General features: G+C 51.5%; 16 protein-coding genes and 1 pseudogene. 8 read left to right on the top strand and 9 right to left on the bottom strand.

Going from position 1 to position 23007, the window contains the following annotated elements; all coding sequences use genetic code 11:
* The first annotated feature begins 106 nt into the window (after positions 1 to 106).
* The 3 genes from AB1E22_RS16680 (at position 107) to fimZ (ending at position 3933) form a co-directional block, all read left to right on the top strand.
* Positions 107 to 1504: a GGDEF domain-containing protein gene (locus AB1E22_RS16680; RefSeq protein ID WP_367596347.1), complete on the top strand. Its 1398-nt coding sequence runs from the start codon at positions 107 to 109 to the stop codon at positions 1502 to 1504.
* 452 nt (positions 1505 to 1956) lie between these two features.
* A complete protein-coding gene (locus tag AB1E22_RS16675; protein WP_367596346.1) occupies positions 1957 to 2715 on the top strand; it encodes a hypothetical protein in 759 nt (252 codons plus the stop codon).
* A 585-nt stretch (positions 2716 to 3300) separates the two neighbouring features.
* Positions 3301 to 3933 carry a fimbria biosynthesis transcriptional regulator FimZ gene (fimZ, locus tag AB1E22_RS16670; protein ID WP_367596345.1) on the top strand — a complete coding sequence of 211 codons (633 nt, stop codon included), beginning with the start codon at positions 3301 to 3303 and terminating at the stop codon, positions 3931 to 3933.
* A 78-nt stretch (positions 3934 to 4011) separates the two neighbouring features.
* Here the strand turns inward: fimZ and sfmF are convergent, their stop codons facing one another.
* The 5 genes from sfmF to fimA form a co-directional block, all read right to left on the bottom strand.
* A complete protein-coding gene (gene sfmF / locus AB1E22_RS16665; RefSeq protein ID WP_367597389.1) occupies positions 4012 to 4515 on the bottom strand; it encodes a fimbria assembly protein in 504 nt (167 codons plus the stop codon).
* A gap of 22 nt (positions 4516 to 4537) precedes the next feature.
* Entirely contained in the window at positions 4538 to 5542 is a 1005-nt protein-coding gene (fimH, locus tag AB1E22_RS16660; protein WP_367596344.1) for a type 1 fimbria D-mannose specific adhesin FimH, read from the bottom strand.
* 28 nt (positions 5543 to 5570) lie between these two features.
* Positions 5571 to 8135, bottom strand: a complete 2565-nt coding sequence (locus AB1E22_RS16655; protein ID WP_437178420.1) for a fimbrial biogenesis usher protein — start codon at positions 8133 to 8135, stop codon at positions 5571 to 5573.
* Positions 8136 to 8172: 37 nt separating this feature from the next.
* The gene (fimC, locus tag AB1E22_RS16650) at positions 8173 to 8868 is read right to left on the bottom strand and encodes a type 1 fimbria chaperone FimC (RefSeq protein WP_367596341.1); all 696 of its coding nucleotides are present in this window, start codon (positions 8866 to 8868) and stop codon (positions 8173 to 8175) included.
* A gap of 200 nt (positions 8869 to 9068) precedes the next feature.
* Positions 9069 to 9620 (bottom strand): type 1 fimbrial major subunit FimA, encoded by a 552-nt coding sequence (fimA, locus tag AB1E22_RS16645; RefSeq protein ID WP_367596339.1) that lies wholly within the window; start codon positions 9618 to 9620, stop codon positions 9069 to 9071.
* A gap of 456 nt (positions 9621 to 10076) precedes the next feature.
* Here fimA and AB1E22_RS16640 point away from each other — a divergent pair, with 456 nt between their 5' ends.
* On the top strand, positions 10077 to 12494 hold the full coding sequence (locus tag AB1E22_RS16640) for a DUF3772 domain-containing protein (RefSeq protein WP_367596338.1): 2418 nt from the start codon (positions 10077 to 10079) through the stop codon (positions 12492 to 12494).
* Between the two features lie 248 nt (positions 12495 to 12742).
* Positions 12743 to 13240: a hypothetical protein gene (locus AB1E22_RS16635; protein ID WP_367596337.1), complete on the top strand. Its 498-nt coding sequence runs from the start codon at positions 12743 to 12745 to the stop codon at positions 13238 to 13240.
* A 49-nt stretch (positions 13241 to 13289) separates the two neighbouring features.
* Here AB1E22_RS16635 and AB1E22_RS16630 read toward each other — a convergent pair whose 3' ends face one another.
* Complete coding sequence (locus AB1E22_RS16630; RefSeq protein ID WP_367596336.1) at positions 13290 to 15089, bottom strand: carbon starvation CstA family protein; 1800 nt, start codon at positions 15087 to 15089, stop codon at positions 13290 to 13292.
* Positions 15090 to 15413: 324 nt separating this feature from the next.
* Between AB1E22_RS16630 and AB1E22_RS16625 the strand changes: the two are divergent.
* Positions 15414 to 16535, top strand: a pseudogene (locus AB1E22_RS16625) (IS481 family transposase); the annotation flags it as partial.
* Between the two features lie 123 nt (positions 16536 to 16658).
* On the opposite strand, the gene AB1E22_RS16620 reads toward AB1E22_RS16625, so the two are convergent.
* The 3 genes from AB1E22_RS16620 to AB1E22_RS16610 are packed head-to-tail and all read right to left on the bottom strand — an operon-like array spanning position 16659 to position 21237.
* Positions 16659 to 17900: a cytochrome c gene (locus AB1E22_RS16620; protein ID WP_367596335.1), complete on the bottom strand. Its 1242-nt coding sequence runs from the start codon at positions 17898 to 17900 to the stop codon at positions 16659 to 16661.
* Positions 17897 to 18451, bottom strand: a complete 555-nt coding sequence (locus AB1E22_RS16615; protein ID WP_367596334.1) for a (2Fe-2S)-binding protein — start codon at positions 18449 to 18451, stop codon at positions 17897 to 17899. The genes AB1E22_RS16620 and AB1E22_RS16615 overlap by 4 nt, the downstream gene beginning before the upstream one ends.
* Positions 18448 to 21237: a xanthine dehydrogenase family protein molybdopterin-binding subunit gene (locus AB1E22_RS16610; protein WP_367596333.1), complete on the bottom strand. Its 2790-nt coding sequence runs from the start codon at positions 21235 to 21237 to the stop codon at positions 18448 to 18450. The genes AB1E22_RS16615 and AB1E22_RS16610 overlap by 4 nt, the downstream gene beginning before the upstream one ends.
* A gap of 193 nt (positions 21238 to 21430) precedes the next feature.
* Between AB1E22_RS16610 and AB1E22_RS16605 the strand changes: the two genes are divergently transcribed.
* Positions 21431 to 22021, top strand: a complete 591-nt coding sequence (locus tag AB1E22_RS16605; protein ID WP_367596332.1) for a nucleotidyltransferase family protein — start codon at positions 21431 to 21433, stop codon at positions 22019 to 22021.
* Complete coding sequence (locus AB1E22_RS16600) at positions 22008 to 22976, top strand: XdhC family protein (protein ID WP_367596331.1); 969 nt, start codon at positions 22008 to 22010, stop codon at positions 22974 to 22976. Before AB1E22_RS16605 ends, AB1E22_RS16600 begins: the two co-directional genes overlap by 14 nt.
* The last annotated feature ends 31 nt before the right edge of the window (positions 22977 to 23007 follow it).

The raw sequence follows: 23007 nt of genomic DNA, 5'->3' as shown, positions 1-23007 counted from the left end.
TAAATAAATTTGCATTCACTAATAACTGTACAACATTAATAGTTCCATTAGAAAATGACTTATTATGATACTGTCTCTTCCACAGACCTCTTATAAACGTTATCCAATGATAACGTTACTTATCATCACTATACTGACGACAATTGTCGGTATATTAGAGAGAGTTAATGGGCCATTTTCCCTTGTCTGGCTGACAAACGCTATCTCAATTGGTTTGTTATTGCGCTTTTATCAGCACGTGAACTGGCGTCATTTTTTAGTTTGTACCCTGGGAATGCTGATACCCGATTATTTAGCGGGCACAGACGCCCATCAGATTGTTATTATGACATCGGTGAATATCATCACCATTTGGCTTGCCTATAATTGCTTAAATCGTTTCGCCTCGCGGTCTGAAGAGAATGAATGGTTATGCACATTATACAGTGTTCCGCAGTGGCTTTTACTTTGCCAACCTGCATTAATTGGAAGCGCTTTATTAGGAGCCGGTGGGTTATCAGCCATTTTTGGTAAGCCTTTTTTGCCTACCGCGGTTTTTTGGTATCTTAACGAATCCCTTAATTTTATTGTCTTTTTACCTGTCATTTTAACGTTCCCTAAAACGTCGAGATCGTCAGACGACCATTTTTTAAGTACGTTGCGACATTTTTTGCCTTCTGCTCTATTACTCTTCGCCTTCATTTTTATTAAAAGTGAAGTCTATTTTTTGATGGCCGCCATATTAATTATCCCGACCTTAATCTGGCTCGCGCTCTCGGGTAATTTATTTCTGACTACATTTGGCATCAGTCTGAATGGCGCGTTCTTCTTTATATGGATCATTCATGCGTCACACAGGCACCTGCCCTTTACAGAAAACATCTACTTATCCGTTGTAAGAACCATCGTAACCGTATTGGCTCTTTGCGCGCTCACCATTGCGGTGGCGATTTCCGAGAGAGATAAACTTTTTTCTAAGTTGTCCAAACTCGCAGATCATGATGATTTGACCGGAATTCTCAATCGTCGCGCCTTTACCAAAGCTGCTGAAGCCGCTATTTCATCCCTTAAAGATAACCATTTTTGTACACTGGTTTTAATGGATATTGATTTCTTTAAAAGAATCAATGATGAATGGGGCCATCAGAAAGGTGACAAAGTTCTGATCGAATTTTGTCGACGGGTCGAAAAAATCATTCCTGACAATCAACTTTTTGCCCGCGTGGGTGGGGAGGAGTTTGCCCTGCTACTTTCAACGGCTTCAGATAAATATAATCGAGAGTTAGCCGAGTTAATTGTCAAGGAAATCGCCCGAACGCCACTCATTATTGATAATGAACCTTTTCCGCTGACAATCAGCGCAGGTATTGTGAAAAAAGTTGCTGGGCAAAAATACGAGACGTTGTTTAAATATGCCGATCAGGTGCTCTACCAGGCAAAAAATAATGGCCGAAATCAATGCCGGGAATACCTTCAAGTCGAAAATGTCAGCCCGATGCCAGACTTTACGCCTTCGGTAACCTGACCCCCCCTCAGAGGGAGTGATTATCTTTTTGATGTCCGGGGCGTTGTTTATCAGCGCCTTTCTTTTTTACTACTGGAAAAAGGCTTTTTGATATTTCCCTCCGGGATAGCACACTGTGATTTTCAAAACGCGTATAAACAATTAGTCTTTATATTCAAATTCGCACCAACCTGTTTTTTATAAGTAGCCTTCCGAAATAAAAAAATTTATTAAGAATTGGCTTATGCCTTATTAAGTCATTACTCATACCCACTATCGTTATTCCCTGTCAGTATACCTCCTTCCTGGCTAAGCCGAGACTGTGAATATTAACCTTCGTGTTAAGTTTGATTTTGCAGGACTTCTATTTCCCGTATTCAATGATACTTTCAGTGAAAATATGAATGTCTCAACTGATTCAAATTTGATTCAAAACCTGGTAAAAGCGAGCCCTTCTTTTATTTGTCTAACGGGTGAGTAAGCATTTGCATATTGCCGCACGTAAAAGAAGATATCGCCGCATCAGCAATGGTGATGCAGCCGACGCACTTAGCGCAACGGTGCCGATTGTCTTCGACCGCCTTGAGTCTTTGCAACAGAAAATTCTGGCAAAGCAGCTACATGAGCCACTGGATATTGTTCTGCTAACCTGCGATCGCTATCTGTCTATGGGGCTTAACCAAAGTCTTTTTAAGCACCTACATACGCAGGTTTGTGCAACGGTTGATGAGGTGGATAATTTGCTTAAACAAAGCCCTTTACCGAGAGTGCTTATCGATCTTGATTGCGTTAACGATTCCATTATTCGGATACTTGATGCCACGCGGCGGTGGCAAAAAAGCTGGCCATTCATCAACATCACCCTGCTCACCGCTTCCAGATGTGTTCAAACCGTCAACCTCATAAAAGCGGCAGCTTCCTTTCAGGTTGTCGATCGGCGTCAAGAGGTTAACAAACTTTGTGATTTCCTGGTGCGTAAACCGCACCATTCAGAGCAAATTTATCCGGCACAATCCTTACCCTCTGCCCCATTTTCTAACCGGGAATGGAACATTCTGTTGAATGTAGCAAAAGGAGACTCGCTGAAAACTATTGCCGCCTCTTTAAGAAAACCCTACCACCAGGTCGTTTATACAATAGGTAAAGTGAATGCCCGAATTGGCCTGGACAACAACAAATCGCTGAAACACCTGCTGAATAAATTTTCCCTGGGCAGTTTTGAGAAAGATTAGTGACACTAACTGGCCGACTTTCGAATGAAAATTAGGAAACTACTTATTTTCAATATTTGTTTTTTGTTAAATTAGATCATGTTATTAACAATTACAATTATTCCTGGGAAACGCCATTTCCACCAGACACACCACTTTACCATTATAATGGTTGCATTTAGTTCTAACCACAAGTAACAAATAATACACATTTACGACTTTCCACTGTTTTTTATCTTTAAAAAAAACTTTCTGTCCAAAGATTTAACTTAACATGGATGCATTATCCAAATAACAAATAATTAACCTACTCAATCAGAATTTGATCGCAGAATTATAGGCTGGCGATATCACTAGCCTTTCTCTGAAATAATATGGCTGTATAATCAAACCTTCCATTAAACAAATAATAAACATTCTCTTACCTAATGAAATGAATAATCTGTTGCATATTTCAAATATTAAAAAACAGATCATTTAAAGGACGACTTTAATTTAAAGGGAGCATCGTCATGGGTGATAAAATAGTAGCCAGCTAATTATTTTATCAATTCACATTCTCTTACTGTGTCATGCGATGTGTTTCTTGAAGTATGAGGAAAAAATATGAAACCTGCATCCGTAATTATTATGGACGAACACCCTATTGTCAGAATGTCTATCGAAGTACTGCTCCAGAAAAATAAAAATATTCATGTTGTTTTGAAAACTGACGATAGCCATGAAGTCATTAACTACCTGCGCGCCCATACCGTCGACTTAGTGATTCTGGATATTGAATTACCGACCATCGATGGGTTTACTTTACTCAAAAGAATCAAAAGCATACAGGAAGATACGCGAATACTTTTTTTATCTTCTAAATCAGAAAGGTTTTACGCTGGCCGCGCCATTCAGGCCGGTGCCAATGGCTTTGTGAGTAAAAAAAAGGAACAGGAGGATATCTATAAAGCTGTGGAAATGCTGCTTTCAGGATATTCATTCTTTCCTTCTGAAACACTAGAATTTATCAGCCACCCGGCTTCGCGCAAAGGTGCAACGGACGACACGCCATTGTCTAATCGGGAAATAACGGTATTACGGCATCTCGCTAACGGTCTTTCTAATAAAGAGATCGCCGAACACCTTTTGCTAAGCAACAAGACCATCAGCGCCCATAAGTCCAATATATTTTCAAAACTGCATGTCAGTTCCATCGTGGAACTCATCAACTATGCCCGCGTGAAAGAATTATTGTAGGTAAAGATCACAATTTGAAATATAAAACCGGGAACTGATGCCCCGGCTTTATATTTCAGTGAGATTAATCTGATCCCTTTAATAGTAATTAATCATAAACGTAGCATCGGCATTCGCCTTCCCGGGCTGCGGGTTATCCGCCAGGGCAATGTAGTTGGCAAAAAAGGTTAATGATGCATTCCCGTTCGCATCAACAGCCACATCCTTGCTTGCCTGTTCGAGCGGCAACCGCGTTTGGTCTTTGTCTCGCAGCTCTACGGCTACATTGGTTGCCCCGCTGCTGCTATTTAATGCCAGCAACCCAGGGTTACCGCTGGCCTGTTTTCCTGAAAAAGTGATGGATGCTGACCCTGGCGGGCAGCCATTGAGTTTCAGCGTGAATGGCATGCTTTGTGTGGTGCTGCCCGAGGTACGCAGTTGTTTGGTTGGCCATGTGCCGAGCTGCACAGTTTTATTTTCATCCGCCGTTTCGACGTAACAGCTAAAATCCACCACGTTTGCGCGCAGTTCAATATTGATTTCACCCAAGGGCGACTCAGCCTGCGCCGGATTTACGACGATGCACGCAAATAGCAGAAACATCAGCGCTTTGTTAGAGCAGTATTTAGTCATAGTCCACCCGCAAATAACCTCGCGCAACAAACGGCCCCTCTGCGGGTTTGTTCCCGGTGACACTCACCGGCCAGGCTCGGATACCGACCTGCGCCTGTGCGGCATCATCCAGACGGAAAGGGATTTTACTGCTCAAGTTATTGGGCGTGAGGGGTAATCCGCTGCTATCGGAGAGAATGAACCCCAGATCGTTATTGTCAGAAACCATCATATTGCCGGAAACTTTTTCCCCCTCCAGACGCAGCGTCAGGTAAGCCTGGGCCGCCACATTGGTGCATTTGATAGCCACCGTTTTACTTTGTGGCGTGACGCCCTGGGGGCGATTCCCCGCCCCAGCCTGGCTAAAAAGTGCGGCACCGATATCGCCAAAATCAAACTCGACGATTTGCCCGGCGTTAATTTCGCAACTTTGCGGCACTTCGATTTTGCCACTGTAGCTAATGGTATAGACCGGCGTGGTGAGGGGATCGGTGTTATGCGTGGTGACATAAACCGTAAACATCGTCTGTTTCGGAATGGGCACCATGTTGATAAAACGCCGCATCACTTTGAGTTTGAAAATGAGCTGGGAATCCTCGACCGTGAACGGTTGCTGTCTGGAGACATTTTCATGCAGGCCCATCTGGATATAGTTTTTCGGCGGGAAAAACTGCCCGGCAAAGCTATCCGTTATGCTCATGGCCCCTTCCAGATAATCATTAATTCGCATGTACTGATAGCCACCAATGGTTTCCTGCACCGGCAGCGCACTGACATAACTCCGCATCGTCGAGTTTCCGGTGGTTCCCGCCGGGCAGGTTGCATTGACGCCTACCCATCCCGATTTTTGAGCAAGGGTGACGATTTGCCCGACGTTGTTGTTAGCGCTGGTAAACACATCGGACAGATCGTAAAAGACCTCTGTAGGCACGCCATTTGAGTTTTTACACACCGTTGCTGCTACCGGTAATGCGCAGCTTAATAGCACTATGCCGATTAAAGATGTCATCAATTTCATAAAAAGATCCCTGAAACGCGCTGCCACTCTATGAACAGGTGGCGGTCGCTACCACGACAGCCTGAGTCAGGCTGCGGGGCGGTAATTGATAAGGCGCCAGGCATTGTGAATCTTTGCCATTGCCCCACTGAACGAGAAGTTTTCCCTGTAACGGAAGGCCGCTGAGATAAATTTCCCCGTCGTCCCCAGCCATGCTGGTTGCCCCACTGGTTTCTTCGCGCACCACCGATCCAAACGGCACGGCTCGTCCGCCATGTGTCACGGTGATAATGGCCCGCACGCCGATTCGCGCCTTAAATTCTGCCCGCACTAGCGCACCGTTGGTCGGCACCACGCTGCTGACGTTGTTGTCGATGTCGGTCTGGTCATTCATGGTGTTGGTATCAAGCGCGACGCGGTTGTAGCGATAAACCGAGGCATACGGCATAACGGCGTAACCTCGCCAGTCGGTTTTCACCCCCCTCTGGTTTTCGACATTAACGCCACTCGCACCGGGCGCTTTGATGAGCACGTTGGTATCTCCCAGCGGTTGGCTAAATGTGATGCCGTCGGCATGCCCGACCACGCCGCCAGACGCCTGCCAGGTGTAATCATGTTGGTCGTGGTCGTAGTTGTAACCCAGCCCCAACGTGCCGTAGGTCGCCTGCCAGCTTGCGTTTGCGCTACCGGTGTAACCATTGCTGTCGCTGTGCCCTTGGGTCAGGCTGTAACTGAGGTTGCGGTCGTCAAGTAGCGTGCCGCCAATCCCGGTTTGCAGCGTACTGTCGCCATCGGAATTGCTACTTGCGGCAAACGTGGAGTAAGCGCGGTCGAGAGCGCTGTTACGTGAATATCCGTGGCCCAGTAAGGTGCTAAACGGTACCGAAAGGTTAAATGCCACGATGCGATCGCTCTCGGAGATACCGACCGATTTACTCCAGGACATCGATAGCGAGTAGCTGATACCGTGCCAGCCGCTGGAATAGCCCGCCTGGTACCAGGTGTTGTTCTCACTTGTGTCCCAATAGGTTTGTTGGCTGCCTGAAACGTAGAGCGAACCGTAATCGCCAAGCGATTGAGAAACGTTAATTTGGAAACGCCCCCGCTTGCTGTTGTTCAGGTTGTGATAGCTCTGTATCACCGGCTCAGGGTTGCGATTTCCTGGGTCGTCTGGGGCGTACTCGTAACCTTCAGTTTGTTTGTATGCCACTTCATCGAGCGTGTAGAAACCGCGCGTTGAGTAACGGTAGCCGAGCAACTGGACGTTAGTGCCGTAGCCGCTGAGTGATTTAGCGTACAGAAAACGGAGCGACTGGCCTTCGTGTTCACTCTCATCGGCGAGTTTGCTCCGCGCGGAGGTGACATCCAGCGAAATTGCGCCCCATTCACCCAGGTTTTTACCTGCGCCAAGGGCAATCGCGGTGTAACGATCCGCAAGCTGCGTTCCGCCGTAAGCGGTGAAACCGTCCGGTAAGCCCGCAATCAATGTGCCTTGTGCGAAGAATGGCGTCTCTTGCTGGTCGCTACCGCTACGGAAATCCCCGGCAACCAGGTCGTATTTCAGCCGCCCTTCACGCTGCAATAGCGGGACGGTAGAGTACGGCACCGTATATTTTTGCTGCGTGCCGTCTTTCTCTTCCAGCGTAACGTCCAGATCGCCGCTTGAAGAGGTCGGATTGAGATCGTTAATCGTAAACGCCCCCGGCGACACATAACTCTGGTAAATCACAAAGCCGTTTTGACGAATGGTGATTTTAGCGTTGGTGCGGGCGATACCACGCACCGTTGGCGCGTAGCCTTGCAGGCTATCCGGATACATATTATCTGACGAATAAAGTCGCACCCCGCGAAAACCAAGGCTATCGAACACGTCGCTGCCGGTGTTGCTGTCGCCCATCAGCAGTTCGCTTTTGAGCGGAATAATCGTTCTTTGCGCGTAGGTACTGATGTTTTTCCAGGTGCTGGAATGGTAACTATCGCCCCTGGTGTAGTTCCATGCCCCGCTGTTGCGCAGCCGCCACGGGCCGTAGTTCAGGCCACTTAACAGGCTTAGATAATAGTTATCGTCGTAACTGCCACGGTTGCCGGTAAAGTTGTAATTGACCAACGCGGCCGGAATGCCTTCATCCCAGAGTTCAGGCGGGATATAGCCGCGGGCAATATTAAGCAGCGAGGCCTGCGGCAGGCTGATATCCAGACGCAGATTGGCAAAATCCAGCGTGGTTTCTGAATCGGGAATCATCTCCGCCATCGGCACACATTCTCCGGGCTTAAATTTCGCAAGCGCGGGATAGGCAACCGTGTTCAGGCCGAGGCGTTTTAGCCAGTCAACGTCCAGACACGGCACAAGGCCGCCTGATTTCGCCTTTCCCGTCGCCTTATCGCTTGCGAGAAAACGTATATCCTGGGTGTCAATAAATTCGTTATTACGCCAGATATCGACGCGGTAGACGCCCGGTGCCTGATGGCTGCCTTTTTCAAAACGCGACAGGTCGGCAACGGAGGTGTCATCTGCCGATAAGAAACCGGGGTTAAAGTAGCCTGCTCCGAGGCTCGTTCCAGGCCAAAGTACCGCCATAATCATCGCCGCAAGCGGGGTGACCGACTTGTTCATCATCTGCCAGGTATCCTTTTTCTACAGCTTGCCTGCGTTACAACATCGCCCCTGCTTGCACAGGTGTTAGCGCGCCATAATCATTCACCGTCTGGAAAGAGACCTTCCCGCTCACCCCGGCCGGAACAGCTACTTTCGCATCGCTCTTTGGCGCAATCATGGTGTTAGCCAGCTTTTCGCTGCCGACTTTCAGATTGACCGCCGTCACGTAGTACGGAGAAGGGTTGTGAATGTTCAGAGCGCCACCGCTGCGGCTAAAGCGCAATTGTTTAGCCGCCTCTTCCGGCTGCATTTCCAGGTTTTTAGGACGGACAAACAGCTTGATGCGCGAGAGGATCGCCAGTTGCAGGACGTTAGCCCCGTCGAGACTCTCTTTGTCGACTGACGGAATGGCTTTCACGTTCATCCAGAAAAGGGATTCGCGGTCAGATGACAACGGCGGCCCGACATAAATAATTCGCAGCTTGTTTTCGCTTTTGCCTTCACTGACAAACAGCGGCGGCGTCACGATAAAATGCTTATCTTTCACACCGAGATTATTCTCAATCCATGAGTTAATCAGATAGCGTTGCTCTACGTCGCTATTATTAATCGAGAGGGAGATTTGTTTCGCGTCAGCGGGATAAATAACCCGCGTCGCCCCCAACCCAATTCCCCCACTCGCTTGCGCACTAAAAGAGGTGACCAGCAGGCAAAGTATTATCGCCATTGCTGATTTAAATAAATTATTCATTACGAGATACCATCATTATTGTCATTATGAATATCCAGCGTTCACGGGCATATAAAGACGTCCCAATATCAGCGTTATTATTCCGAGGTCAGCGGATGGTGCTCGGGAATAATTAATTGCCGATCGCTATTCAATAAGAAAGAGGAATTTCATTGGGGCAGCCTCATCCGTAAGGCTTGAGTCGTCCCTGTCTCTTTCGATTACTCGTATTTCATGACAAATGTGGCGTCAGCGTTAGCCTGGCCTGCTGTTGCAGTCGTTGTTGTCGATTTATAACGCGCGGTAAATGGCAGGGTGTTGGTACCGTTAATGAGAGTCTTCTTGGTAGAGAACGTACTGCCATCTGGGGTCAGTACTTTAGAGGCGCTATCAAGGATCTCGATACCGACACCCGTTGCGGTGGAGCTATTGCCGCCAGAGTTAATCGACAGCAGCGTTGGGTCAGTTGCATCAGTCTGGCCGGAGAAAGAGACAGAAGCCATAGTTGAGACACTGGTATCACAGTCGTTCAAAACGATGGTGAAGGGAACCTGAGCTGAAGTGTCACCTACTTTAGCGAACGCCGCGGTACGGTATTGGCCGAGTTTCACCGTCTGATCGGAAGATTGGGTACTTACCGCGCAAGCTGCGTTGACGAGCTCACCATTAAAATGAATAGTGCCACCATTGACTGTAACTGTGTCGGCATGTGCAGCGCCGCTGGCGAATGCAATTCCCGCAGCCAAAGATAAAGCCATTTTATTGAATTTCATAAACATCCCTTCCGGATTTAAATATGCTTTCGAATAATGCATCCTTCATTATTCCGGCTAAATTAATTGAGTCTTGAACAGATCTTACCCCTCTCCTCTCCCTGGAGAGATATTAAGTTACCTTTGCGATAACGATTAAGAGATCGTCTTGTCAAAACACGTGTTTTCGACTTAATCAATTTAAGTATTTTCTGAATTGAATAATATATGCGAAGGCTTTATCTGGCCTAAGCAATGTCTTAATAAGCCCTAAGAAAGTGCTGGGATGTTCTCTCCGTCATGCTTCGAGTTTGTTAACGATGAGAGCGAGGCTATAACTTGCCCGGCGAAAGGGTTAAAATCTGCGGACACAAATCTAAACAGATAATACCTGGTACCCTTACCGTAGATAACAGGTATTCTTAGCCGATTGTTCTTACGCCTTTACTTTATTGATTTCCAGGATAGATCCTGACTATGCAAAAATTATTAAGATTGCCGCTGCTGCTGGCATTGTTGTCTTGTTTAATGACAATGCCCTTCCAAACGTTCGCGGACGAGCCCTCCGGGCAGCCAGCTACCGAGCAACCCGTAAAAGTCAACGCCAACACGGAGTTACCCGCGTTGCAAAAACGGCTGGATGCGCTTAAACAACGAGCCTCAACGGCAAAAGCGGACAAACAGTTCACCAGCCTGACCGATGATGCACAAAAGCTGATTGGCGATGCCGATAAGCTCGCGGTAGCTCTTGCCCCGCAGCTCACGCAGGTTCAGGCCCAGCTTGAAGTCCTCGGCCCTGCCCCAGAGCCCGGCACGCTGACTGAAACCCCGCAGATGGTCAGCCAACGCAAGCAGTTGAATAACAGCAAAACGCTTCTCACCACGCAAATTGAGCAGGCGAAAGCGATCGCTTTGGGGGCGCAAACCCTGTCGGCCCATATTTCTGGGTTACGTCGTGACGCCCTGAAAACCCAAATTGCGCTCAATACCGGGAGTATTTTGGGGGAAAAATTCTGGACGCCGCTCATCGATCCCAGTGATAAAGACGCCACGCGTTTTGATGATTTTGGCTCTCAGGTCAGCAACGCGTGGAGCCAGGCCTGGAGCGACGAATGGCGCCTGGGCACCGGCATTTACCTGATATTAGCCTTAGGCATTGGGCTATTTGGCCGCCGCGGGCTGGATAAACCGATGAACTGGATCCTGCCACGCTGGTTGCCGCAGGGGCGTTTTCGTCGCAGTTTCCTCGCCTGTTTCACCACATTAAGCACCACGCTGACGCTGGGAATCAGCATGCAGCTACTGTGCTATATATTCACCCGATTGCCAGACACGTCTCAATTAGTGCTGGAATTTGCCGATCAGTTAGTCGAGCTGACTTACTTCTCGGCGGTCATTGCGGGCCTGGGTATCGCCCTGCTGTCTAACAGCCACCCTTCCTGGCGCTTGCCGGGCATCGCCGATCCCCTTGCCAAAACGCTGGCTTCGTTCCCTATTCTGCTGGCAACGTTTATCTTTATTTTCGGGATTATCGAGCAGTTGAATGCGTTGGTAGGCACCAGTATTGCCGCTACGTTATTTGGGAACGGTCTTTCCGCGTTGCTGGTCGCACTCAACTGCCTGATCGCCCCAATCCGCGTCAATCGCATGCGGCGCAAAATGCGCGCTGAAGGTGAACAAACCGAAGCCCGCTCGACGGTTGCCGGGCTGATTCATCTGGTTATCAGCGTCACGGCCTTCGTTATTCTGATGGCTTTACTGATCGGCTACATTCCGCTGGCGCGTTTTGTCACCTTCGAGCTGCTGTGGATTGGCCTGGTGGTGAGTAGCCTGTATCTGCTGATCCATTTCGTGGTGGATTTGTGTGAAGCCGTGTTTTCACCGTCAACGCAGAGCGGGAAAATCCTCAAAAGTTCGCTCAGCCTGAACGACCGTCATCTGTCGCTTGCGGCGACGCTTTTTTCAGCGTTAGGGAAAACCTCGTTAATACTGATGGCGGCGGTGGCCCTGCTTAACGGCACATTTGGAACCACCACGCCATTAGAGTTACTGGCTAAAATCGCAGAAATATGGGGCGGAAAAGGCCTCGAAGGCATGAACATTATTCCGGCACACGCCGTGAATGCGGTGCTCTGCCTGGCCGTCGGCTGGTATGTTCTGCGTTCGACTCGCCGTTGGCTGGATAACGATTTCCTGCCAAAAACCATGATGGATCGTGGCCTGCGCGCCTCCCTGGTCACACTGTTCACCAACGTCGGCTATGTGCTGATCATCATGCTGACGCTGTCGATGCTCGGCATTGAGTGGAACAAACTGGCGTGGATCGTCAGCGCCCTGTCGGTAGGCATCGGTTTTGGTCTACAGGAAATTGTGAAGAACTTTATTTCCGGGCTGATTCTGTTAACCGAACGTCCGGTCAAAGTGGGCGATCTGGTGAGTATCAGCGGCGTTGAAGGTGATATTCGCCGCATTAATGTGCGTGCCACCGAAATTCAGTTAGGCGATAAATCCACGGTGATTGTGCCGAATTCGCAGCTTATCTCGCAGAACGTGCGTAACGCCACCATGGGCAATGCGCAAGGCGTTGCGACTATTGCGCTCACTTTCCCGTTGGATATCGACCCGGAACAGGTGCGCAATTTGCTGCTGGAAGCCTACAACTTGCATGAGTCCATTCTGGAAACCCCACAGCCGTCGGTAAGTTTTAAAGAACTTGGACCAACCGGCATTGTGCTGAGCGTGACGGGTTATGTGAATAGCCCGCGCATGGTGAGCGCAACGCGCAGCGATCTACTATACGAGATCCTCAAAATGCTGCGCGCCGAGGGAATCAGCCTGAGCCAGACACAAACCATGATCCTTGAACAGCCGCATAAAGCGGTGGCAGAGGAGTAAAGCGAAGCGCCACTGGCTGTTAATCGGTCAGTGGCCTTTCATACGTAAGCGCCGCAAGATAACCCCGCTACAATCCCTTCACAAATGCATAATCACAAAGAATAACTCAGCTTTATCTCATTCAGCGAATTGATTTAAGTCAACATCATGGGGACGGGTCAGCCGCATTATCTCGCCACGTAGACATTCCACTTCGCATATTCACCTACGGTTAATAATGTGAAGTTAATTATTCAACAAGAGAGTTAATGATGAACAAAATCAGCGTAATCGCAGCAGCCCTGGTGGGCGGTTTAGTGTTATCCCCGGCAGCAATGGCGCTGGATCTGTCAAACGGCAACTGGCAAGGCGCGGGCGCACCCGTGAAAGTCGCCGTGAAAAACAACCAGGTGACTATCAACGGCAAAAAAGCCACTCGCACCATTAACAATCCTGATTTTGCAGAATGGAAAGGCGCCGGTTACACCCTGAGCTTCTCCCGCACCGACGGCGAAGTGTCTGCTGAATGGGCTGCACCTCACAAAAATGGCGCTTTGCAGCAGGTTAGCAGCACTACCGCTACCACCACGGCCGCGAAGAAACTTGAGAAAAAAGATCTGATGGGTCTGACCACCAGCCAGGTTGAAAGCAAACTGAAAGCCGCAGGCTGGAAAGAAGTTTACCCTTACACCGAGTACACCCTGAATGGTCAACGCGTGAAGATTCAATACCGCGCGGATCATGCTAATTCTGTCACTATTCAGTGATAAAAAACCGGTCATGGAAGACCGGCTTTAGGTATTTTTAATTCTTTATTTACGACAGCAATTCAATCGGCTCGTTATTCCCGCGAGCACGCCACAGTACAAACCAGCGTTGAATCGACGCCACCATAATCACCAGCCCCAGCGCGACCATCACAATCGAAATCGTGCCGTTGAAAATGTTGAAGCCTTTCGCTGCGCTGTTGAAGTAGACGTTTTTCACCATCCAGTAAGCTGCATAGTTCACGGTCATATAAAGATAGGACAGCGGCACCAGGCAAGTCAGCACATACCAGCGTTTTTCCGACATACGCAGGATGATGGTTGCCCCAATCATCAGGCCGATGGATGCCATTAACTGGTTAGAAACACCAAACAACGCCCACACGGAATTGATGTCGCCGGAGTTCAGCAGATAGCCCCACAGCAGGCAAGCCACGATGCTGCAACCAATCGCGCCCGGCATCCAGTTAGTACGTTTGAGCGGAGCCCAAATGTCACCCAGGAAATCTTGCAGCAGGTAGCGCGCAACACGGGTGCCGGAATCGACCGCAGTCAGAATAAACACCGCTTCAAACATCACCACGAACTGGAAGAAATAAGAGGCTAAATGGCTGAACCATGGAATGCGGGTGAAGATGTCCGCCATACCCACCGCCAGCGTCACCGCTCCACCGGTACGACCATAAAGATCGAGGCCGATAGACTCGCTGAGCTGCGGCAGATTCACCACGTTCATCCCCAGGCCGGCAAACACTTCCGGCGAGGAGTTAATGGCAAAATAGTCAGCAGGATGCAGCGCGGTGGCGGCAATCAGCGCCATCACACCCACCACACATTCCGCCAGCATAGCGCCAAACGCGACCGGCAGAATATCGTTCCATTTGTCGATTTGCTTCGGCGTGGTGCCGGAACCGATAAACGCATGGAAGCCAGAAATCGCGCCACAGGCAATCGTGATGGAGATAAACGGCCAAACCGGGCCTGCGAGAACCGGGCCATTACCGTGGATAAACTGCGTCACCGCCGGGAACTGGATTTCCGGGTTGATGAACACCACGCCAATCACCAGCGCGCCGAACACGCCAATTTTCATAAAGCTGGAAAGGTAACCGCGCGGAGTCAGCAGCATCCAGACTGGCAGGGCGGTTGCGAAGAACGCATAGAATGGCAGCACCAGGCTAACCGTTGAGGCGCGCAGGCTCAGCCATTCACCGAAAGAAGATTCCTGAATGTACGGGCCGATGATGACGCAGGCAAAAATCACGATAATGCCGACCCAGGTCGCTCCGCGCATGCTTCCGGTATAACGCTCCCACAGGCCAACGCAAATCGCGACCGGAATAGTCATAAACACCGCGAAGGTGCCCCACGGGTTACGCTCCAGGGCGTGAACCACCACCATCGACAAACCTGCCATGGTGATAGTGATGATAAACAGCATCGCAAGGCCGGTACACCAGCCAGCAACGGGGCCAAGTTCCGCTTTTGCCACTTCTGAGAGCGACTTACCGCGATGTTTCATGGAGGCAAACAGCACCACGGTGTCGTGCACCGCCCCGCCGACAACACAACCAATCAGTAGCCATAAGAAACTTGGCAGATAACCGTATTGTGCAGCCAGAACCGGCCCTACCAGCGGGCCCGCGGCGGCGATTGCAGCAAAGTGACTGCCGAAGTTCACCCATTTTTTAGTCGGGACGTAGTCTTTGCCGTCCTCAAGAATATGTGACGGTGTGATTTCTGAGTCATCAGCATTCAGCACTTTACGGACGAAGAACACCCCATAAAGGCGATAGCAAATAGCAAGAATACACAGAGTCGCGATAACAAAAGTTAGTGCGTGTTGCATAACCCACTCCAGGCCAAAGAGAAAAAATTCAGCGCTATGCTGGCATGGGTTTGAGAAGCAATAGGTGGGAGTTTTAGTGAGTGGTCATATTGGGCGTTAAGCGGTTGGATTGGTGGGATGAGTGGTTTTTCTCTGTCAGTGCCGGGAACTAAATGACCCCCACCCAGCCTCCCCCTTACCAGGGGGAGGAGTTAAAGACGTTGCAGATGGCGGCGCTAATAGCTCCCTCCCCTGGTGTACAGTCCGGGGACATCGTGAACACTTGTTCGGGGACATGGTAGACACTTACAACTAAGGCATGAGTACTTCTTTCAGGAGCCGCTTATGCCGTGGGATGCGAGAGATACCATGTCATTACGTACCGAGTTCGTTCACTTTGCCTCGCAGGACGGGGCCAACATCCGGGCGCTCTGTCGTCGCTTTAACATTGCGCCTGCCACAGGTTACAAGTGGCTGCGCCGCTGGCTGGCTGAAGGCCACGCGGGCCTCACTGAGCGCCCGCGAACACCCCGTCATTCTCCCCACTGCACGCCTGAGGCTGTTGTCGACCTGTTACGCCAGGCTCACGCACGCTATCCGGCATGGGGCGCCCGCAAGATAAAGGTCGCACTCGAGCGCCAGGGCCACACCCTGCCTGCCTTCAGCACCGTCCATAACCTGATGGCACGCCATGGGCTGTTGCCCGGCCTCCCGTCCGGCATTCCTGCCACCGGGCGTTTCGAACATGCTGCCCCTAACCAGCTCTGGCAGATGGATTTTAAAGGGCATTTTCCGTTTGCCGCCGGTCGCTGCCATCCACTCACCCTGCTCGATGACCACTCCCGTTTCTCCCTGTGCCTGGCCCATTGTGCCGACGAGCGCCGCGGGACCGTACAGGCTCAGTTGCGGCAGGTCTTCGAACGCTACGGTTTGCCGGAGCGGATGACCATGGACAACGGCGCGCCCTGGGGAGATACCACCGGAACGTGGACAGCGCTGGAGCTGTGGCTGATGCGCCAGGGTATCTGCGTCGGGCACTCACGGCCTTATCACCCGCAGACCCAGGGCAAGCTGGAGCGGTTTCACCGCAGCCTGAAGGCTGAACTGCTGCAGGGGCGCTGGTTCCTCAGCAGTGAGCAGCTGCAGCAGACGTTCGACAGCTGGCGGGACAGATACAACCTGGAACGGCCTCATGAGGCCCTGGGAATGCAGGTGCCGGCATCACGCTACCAGCCCTCATCGCGGCAGTATCAGGCCCGTCCGGCGGCGGCAGAGTATGATGCCGGGATGATGGTCAGGAAGGTGGATATAAGCGGAAAACTCAGTATTAAGGGGATGCAACTGAAGGCGGGCAAGGCGTTTATCGGCGAGCATGTCGGGTTGAAGGAGACAGGAGAGGGACAATATGAAGTGTGGTGGTACAGCACAAGAGTGGGCGTGATCGACCTGAAAAACAGGTCGATCACGATGGGTAAAGGATGTTAAAAAGTGTTCACCATGTGTCCGAACACCTGTCTACCATGTCCCCGGACTGTACACCTGGTAAGGGGAGGGTTGGGGTGGGGTCCGAACTGGATTCTTGCCGATACCTTATTTCGCCGCCCGCAACGCCTTCACCTGCTCGGCGGTCACATCACCCGGCAATCCACCCCAGGTCACTCGCAGGTAGTTCACCAGTTCGGCCACTTGTTCGTCATTCAAACGGTCGCCAAAACCCGGCATACTTTGCATACTTTCCCCGTTCGGGAAACTCTGCGCAGGCAGGCCGTCGAGCACTGAAACAATCAGGTTTTTTGCATCCGGCTGGCGCAGCGTTGCGTTGTTAAGCATCGATACGGCAACGTGTGGTTTGCCTTCCCCTTCACGCGCATGGCAACCAGAACACTGATCCAGATAGGTCATGCGCCCTGCTTCATTGCCGTTACCCAGAGGTGCCGGAACCGCAGCGGGAGGCGCCTCACCCATTAGATATGTCGCCATCGCTTTTTGATCGGCGGCGGTCAGGTGTTGAGTACTCAAATCCACCACCATGTGCATTTCGCTAAACGCGCTGCCCTGCGGTGCGAAGCCGGTCGAGAGGAATTGGCTCACATCCTGCGGCGTCCAGCCACGTTGCGCTAATGCTTTAGGCGTAATATCCGGCGCCATAAAGCGCCCTAATTCCCCGCCCTGCATTGCTTTATCCAGCTTCATCTGGCCTAACAAGCCGCGCTCGGTATGGCATTCGCCGCAGTGCCCAAGCACATCTGCCAGGTAGCGCCCGCGATGCCAGTCGGCGGAATCACCGGTTGAAATTGCCGGAAGCGGAACCTGGCTGTGGAACAGAATATTCCAGCCAATCAGCGCAATACGCTGGTTGAACGGGAAGCTCATTTCGTTATCCGGCGTCGCCACGTCTACCGCCGGGCGCGTCATCAGGTAAGCATAAATATCGTCTGAATCCTGGCGCGAGATGTTTTTGTACGAGGTATACGGCATCGCCGGGAACAGATGACGACCGGTTGGTGTCACGCCTTCAGTCAGCGCTTTGTAGAAATCATCTTTCGTCCAGCGGCCAATGCCGTAATCAGCCGATGGTGTCAGGTTGCTGCCATAAATCGTGCCGTAGGGGGATTCCAGCGGATAGCCCCCCGCAAGCGGCGCACCGCCAGAAGCCGTGTGGCAAGCCGCGCAGTCAGCGGCTTTTGCCAGATAACTGCCGCGTTCGATTTGCTCTTTGCTGGCGGCCACTTTTTGCACCGGGCCGTCATACGTTCGGTATTCCCGCCAGTACAAAATCGCCACCACAATAATGATTATCGCCAGCACAATCAGCGCGAGACGCTTTTTCATTTCACCGCCTCCTTCACCAGCCCCGGCGTTTTCAGTACCACGTCGCGCACCGCTTCGTAGTAACGCACATAGCCGGTACAACGGCAGATATGGTTTTCCAACGCGTGAGAGATTGCGCCTTCCAGCTCGTCACGAGCGATCGGTTCACGTTTGAGCTTTTCCACAAAAATGGTCGCCGCGTTCACAAAGCCCGGCGTGCAGTAGCCGCACTGGAAGCTGTAGTGGTCAAGGAATGACTGCTGAATAGGCGAGAGTTCGACGACTTCGCCCTGCTCATCCACTTTGGCGTGGCCTTCAACGGTACGCACTTTTTTGCCGTTAAAGAAATGAGCGCCGGTAATGCAGGTACGCACTTCTTCGCTGGTGCCGCTTGGGTTATCGACAATCGCCACGCAAGCGTGGCAAATACCCTGCCCGCAGCCCAGGCGCGAACCGGTCAGATAGACGTATTCGTGCAGGAAATCGATCATCATCAGCCCTTCCGGCACGTCAATCGGGCCGTAGGATTTGTTGTTGATGGTCAGGGTCATTGGTTTAGTTTTGATGCTCATGGTAATACCTCACGAATATTTTCAGCACGGACGGGCAGATCACGGAAACGGTGGCCGGTCGCGTCGGCAATGGCGTTGACGATGGCGGCGACAACCGGAATCATCACGACTTCAGCCATACCTTTTGGCGGGTCGGTTTCCGAAAGCGCAGGCAGCACATCGCCGGTCTGTTTCCAGACCGCAACGTCGCTTGCTCGCGGCAGGTGATAACGGTTGAAGTTCCATGTCCCGTTGCCTGGTCCGTCTTCATAGAGAGGTAAATATTCGTGTAGCGCGTGGCCGATTCCCATTGCCAGCCCGCCCTGCAACTGCCCGGAGACCAGTTCCGGCACGATTAAGTTGCCGCACTCCATAATCGAGTGGTGGTTGAGCAGTTCAACGTCGCCGGTGGCAAGGCTTACCGCCACTTCTGCCAGCGTGCCGACGGCGCTGTAATAGGTCACCGCCGCGTTGTTGCGCTGGGTTGGCGGGTAATAAACGTGCTCGCGCGCAAGCGTTGTGAATTGACCGCTGCCGTGGCGCACCGCCAGGGCATCAATCGGCAGGCGTTTGCTTTGCTCGCCCAGTTTGAAATCGGCTTCTGCCCACTGCCAGCGGTTAAATACGTGAACCACGGCTCCGGTCATCAGCCCCATTTCATGCGCTTTTTTCGCAAGGATTTCGAGGCTTAAAATTTCCATCCCCGCAGCGGTTAAGCCACCTTCAACCCAACGAGCGTCGTCGATGCGCACCACTAGCGGAGCCGCCTGGCCGCCGCCAATGCCGGTGGTCCAGATAGCCATCGCCGCAGGCCATAAGCCCTGTTCAAAGACTAAACGCGCCGCTTCACGGGTGCTGTGTGAGAAGTAATAAGCAGAGTTACTGGCGCTGGATGGCGAGCAGTAAGACGGTGACCAGGCCGGATTAGCGGCCAGTTTGTCCTGTTCTTCCTGGGACATGATGTACGGGTCGCCGCTGGTGACAATTGGCAGCGTTGACCAGTCAGTCACCGAGAAGTGCGCTTCATCCGCCGGTTTGCCCAGCCACTGTGCGCACAGTACGGATTGCGAGGTGGACATCCCGGTGCCCATTTCTGCGCCGCTGTGGTGCAAAGTAATGCGCCCATCAGCGCTTACCTCCACGCGGGCAAATGAGGTTTCAGCCCCCGTGCCAAAGTCTTTTTGCACGCAACCAAAGCCCACGCCGTAGCGTTTGCCTGGATTTTTCATTTCAAATTCAGCTTTGCGTTCTGCACGTTTAAGCCAGATTTCATGCTTTGCTGCTTTCGCCAATACTTCGTCGACACGAATCGCTCCGGCGGGAATCGCCCCCTGGGTATTTTTCATGCCGGATTTCAGCGCGTTACGCATACGAAATTCAATCGGGTCGATATCCAAGGCTGCGGCGATTTCATCGACCATCATTTCCGTAGCCGCCATGCTTTGCAACGTGCCGTAGCCACGAGCGGAACCGGCGTCGATTGCCCGGGAAGCCACGCCCACTGCCGATAAATCGCTTTTCGGGAAGTAATAAATGGATTGCGCGGCGGTCGCACCTACCATCGATACGGACGGGGTAAAGTTGCTGCGCCCGCCGCCGTTAGCGGTCATCGCCCCGAGGAATGATTGCAGGATGCCGGTCTTTTTATTCACCGCGATGGTGTAGTCCATGTCAAACGCGTGGCGTTTGAGTGAACTCTGGAACTGTTCGTAACGGTCGTTGGCAAGGCGCACCGGGTGCCCGTCGCCATACATCGCCGCCACTGCGCCGTAATACGGGAAGTTATAGTGATCTTTTGAGCCGTAACCCACCGTGTAACATGGATGCAGGATCAGTTGTTTTACCGGCTGAGTGCGTTTTGCCAGCATGCGCGGCATCTCGTCGGCCACTTCCTGCGGCGACTGAGTTGGCACCACCATATGTAAAGTTTGCGTGGCTTCGTCGAACCAGCCGTTGGCGTTATCTGGCTCAAGCGCGGCGGTGTCGATAGATTGCGTGGTGTAGCGGCGTTGCAATACCAGCCAGTCTTCCGGCGGATTCTTTAATTCATCAGAAATTTGGCTGGCGTAATGCATCCCTTCTTCATCCAGCTTGCCGCCCTCGCGCCCTTCGGGCCAAACCGGGAGATGTTTTTTCATCGACACCGGGAAGATAGGCATGTCTTTCAGGCTGGAGAATTGGTCATCATCTTGTGAGGTCGCGCCGCCTACGCGCACAAAGCGGAAGGTTCCCCAGGGATCGCGCTCCAGCGGGCCGGTTTCGGCCCCGTACTGGATCACTTCATCTTTGAATTTCAGTTTGTCTTTGGCAAAGCGGAAGCGGGCAAAGTCATGGTAAATCAAAATAGCGACGGCCTGGCCCAGATACGCCGGGGTTTTGCCGGTTGGCAGCAGCATGTCTTCGCCATAAAACGCCGGGAAGGCCAGGCCATCACGCGCTAAATCCTCAGCGGTGACCAGGCGATCAGGTTTCAGATCGTCACCTAACAATGAGAGGTCGATACCGCTAAACAGCCTGTCTGCTTTGGTGGTGCGTAAAATAAAAGCGTGCGCCTGTTTCTGCGGCCAGTGCGGCATGTCCACGGCACGAATATCACGCACGAACACTTTATGCCCCATCACTTTCGATTGACCGTCAATGCGGAAGCGGATGCGCTTATTTTTGTCATCCCAGTTGGGGGAGTGGAGGATTTTTTGTTCGAATAGCGCGGCATAAGCACGGCTATAAAGAGGGGCCAGGTAAACCGCTACTCCTGCGACCACGGCGCTTTTGATAAAGCGACGCCGTGATGGATTGAAATTACTCATAAAACATCCCGTTGAAATTTATTATTGTCTTTATTTTGAGCTAATTGAGCGTATTTAAAACACATCTCCGTAGTGATTATGAGTATATTCATTTAACCTAAATCATGTAAGAATTAACATCTCATTTTCATAAAAAAAACATCAATAGCTAATTGTTAAATTTATTTGCGCAATCAAGGACCATGCACCCGACATGAAACCAGGCATTATTATTACCGCCGCCGGACGGGCAGAACGCTTCCAAAAAGCGGGTGGAACAGGCAACAAACTCAATGCTTGCCTGAGCGATTGCACGGTATTTGCGCAAACGCTACGGCATGCCCAACTGTCAGGCCTGGCAATTCATGTTGTCACTCGCCCTGAAAATAGTGAAATTCAAGCGGTTTGCCGCGCACAACGGGTTCCCGTCACGCTTATTGATAGCAACGGATTAGGCGAGTCAATTGCCGCTGGGGTTTGCGCAACGCCCAACTGGCACGGCTGGCTGATTCATCTGGCTGATATGCCTTTTGTTCCGCCAGCGGTGTTTTTACAGGTGGCTGATGCGCTGGACTCCCACAAGCTGGCTCGCCCACGCGCAAATGCGCAACCAGGGCATCCGGTAGGATTTGCCCGGTGCTGGTACCCAAAACTTTGTCTGTTAACCGGGGATGGCGGCGCACGTGAACTACTACACGAGGACATGATGCACTTTGTAGATATTGATGATGCCGGTTCGCAACGCGATATCGATCTTCCCTCGCATCTGGCTCAAAGGAGTGAACATAACCATGCAACATCTTGATATGAGTGTTATTCGCAAGGCGAGTGAGTGGCTTGAGCAACAACCTGTCTGGCTGTGTACGGTGTTAAATACCTTTGGTTCATCGCCCCGCTCGCCCGGTGCGTTAATGGCAGCAACCGCCGATAGACACTTTTGCGGCTCGCTTTCAGGCGGATGTGTTGAAGAGGATTTTTTGCAGCGTATTGCTCAGGGGGAATACCAGCAAGCCAGCCAGATTGTGCGGTATGGAGAAGGCGGGCTGGAGCCGGGAATCGCGCTACCCTGCGGTGGCGTTCTGGATATTCTGGTTGAGTACCTGCCTGCCACTACAGGGAGTGTGCAGTATCTGGAAAAAATGGCTGATGCGCTGAAGGGGCATTTTGCCTTGCAAAAATGCCTCACGCTTCCCGAGCCGTGCCGCCACCTGGAGATCACAGAATTTGCTGATGTGACGCAGGTCGAACGTAATGGGCAACAGGTTACGGTCCATGTTGCCGCCGCGCCGCGCTTGCTGATTGCCGGGCTGTCGAGCGTTGCGTTGTACTGCGCCGACTTTGCCAGTTCGTTAGGGTTTGAAGTGCTGGTTTGTGAAAATCGCCCGGACGCGCTGGAAAATTTCGCCGCGTCGCTTAAATCTGACATTACCCTGCTGAAGCAATTTCCTGCGAACTATCTCGAACAAAACGCCTGCCACGCCAACACCGCAATTGTGGCGCTGACCCACGATCCGCGTATGGATGACCTGACGATGATGGAGGCGGTAAATACGCCTGCGTTTTACATAGGGGCGATGGGCTCGCAGAAGAACAGTGCGCGAAGGCTGGAACGTTTGCAGAAAATTGCGGAGTTAAGCCCGGCGCAGCTTCAACGCATTCACGCGCCAATCGGTTTGCCATTGGGCAGCAAAACGCCGGCTGAAATAGCGCTGGCGGTAATGGCAGATATTGTGAAAAGGAAGAACGAAGCGCGGGGATAATCGCGGTTTGATGTCGGATGATGATTTGTAG

It is taken from the genome of Buttiauxella gaviniae (genome assembly GCF_040786275.1).
In the GTDB taxonomy this organism is placed as follows: domain Bacteria; phylum Pseudomonadota; class Gammaproteobacteria; order Enterobacterales; family Enterobacteriaceae; genus Buttiauxella; species Buttiauxella gaviniae_A.
This window is presented reverse-complemented; position numbering and strand designations above follow the sequence as displayed.